The sequence below is a fragment of the Nocardia sp. 852002-20019_SCH5090214 genome, from assembly GCF_001665865.1.
Lineage (GTDB): Bacteria > Actinomycetota > Actinomycetes > Mycobacteriales > Mycobacteriaceae > Nocardia > Nocardia nova.
Genome location: NZ_LZMK01000142.1, coordinates 1 through 557 on the forward strand (window position 1 = coordinate 1; position 557 = coordinate 557).

Consider the following 557-nt stretch of genomic DNA (forward strand, 5'->3'; position numbering starts at 1 on the left):
ACGCGGGTGTAGACCGCGTGCTGCTCGAGGTAGGCCCGGGCATCGTCGATCGCGGCGTAGTGGGCGGCCTCGATCTTCTCGGCGATCTCACGCGGCGCCAGCGCCCACAACGCCGACACACTCTTGACCGGTGAGAAGGTCAGGTCGAACCCGGCCACCGCCTTGGTATTCGGCCGGGAAGCGCGCGCGATCCAGCCCGACAGCTCCCGATCATCGGCCGGGGGGCGCCCGAATTCCTCGGCGAACATGGTCAGAGCGACGTCGGTGCGGATCTGTTCACGCACCTCCGGGGGGATCTTGGCGTACTCGATGAGGCCTTGGGCACGGTTGTATTCGGCGTAGGCGCGGGCGCATTCGAATCGGTAGCCGGCCTCGTCGACCACATACCGGTTGTGGGGGCGGCCGAGCTGGGCCATCTTCGCGCCGTAGAGGCGGGCCACCCGCGGCGAGACACCATCGGCCATCTGCTCGGCTGCCAGCTGCGCGACGATCGCGTCCGCGTTCGGATGCATCCCGCGCCCGAACAAGGCCCGCATCTGGGATTCGGTGACGATGTC

Annotated in this window: 1 protein-coding gene; it reads right to left on the minus strand. The window is 68.2% G+C overall.

Going from position 1 to position 557, the window contains the following annotated elements:
- A partial coding sequence (locus A5780_RS12180) for a relaxase domain-containing protein (protein WP_197521734.1) occupies positions 1 to 536 on the minus strand: 536 nt, incomplete at its 3' end.
- Positions 537 to 557 lie beyond the last annotated feature (21 nt).